The organism is Hungatella sp. SL.1.14 (genome assembly GCF_024460495.1).
Taxonomy (GTDB): domain Bacteria; phylum Bacillota; class Clostridia; order Lachnospirales; family Lachnospiraceae; genus Hungatella; species Hungatella hathewayi.
Genome location: NZ_JANFYJ010000173.1, coordinates 1 through 388, shown reverse-complemented (window position 1 = coordinate 388; position 388 = coordinate 1). Strand labels below are relative to the sequence as shown.

Sequence of the window (388 nt, the reverse complement as noted above, 5' to 3'; positions counted from 1 at the left end):
GTGAACTCTCTCTGGCAGGTCTTTTTGTGACTGCCATAGAGAGTTCACGGGCCAGAGGCTTGTAATAGTGGCCGGTGTGCTCCATAACGATGCGGGATTCCCCTTCGATGGATTTGATCTGTTGAATCAGAGATTGGATGTTACCAGATGTATGCTTGATTTCAAAGGGCGAGGAAACAATTTCCCCATAAGGGTGAAGAATAGCGGCCATGCTTTTGCCTTTGGATACATCAATACCAACTGCGTTCCTGTTCATAAATTTGTCACTCCTTAAGATTATTGCAATGGATAAGTACCAGTTTTACTCATTGCCTATTCCATCTACTGTGGCGTGACACGAACGTACCGAAGGCAGTTCAACCTGCATAAAACGAACGCTGCGAATGAG

At 45.4% G+C, this 388-nt stretch carries 1 protein-coding gene; it reads right to left on the bottom strand.

What is annotated here, in order from left to right; all coding sequences use genetic code 11:
• On the bottom strand, positions 1-256 hold a 256-nt coding region (locus NE473_RS30540), incomplete at its 3' end, for an IS110 family transposase (protein WP_256265589.1).
• Positions 257-388: the final 132 nt, after the last annotated feature.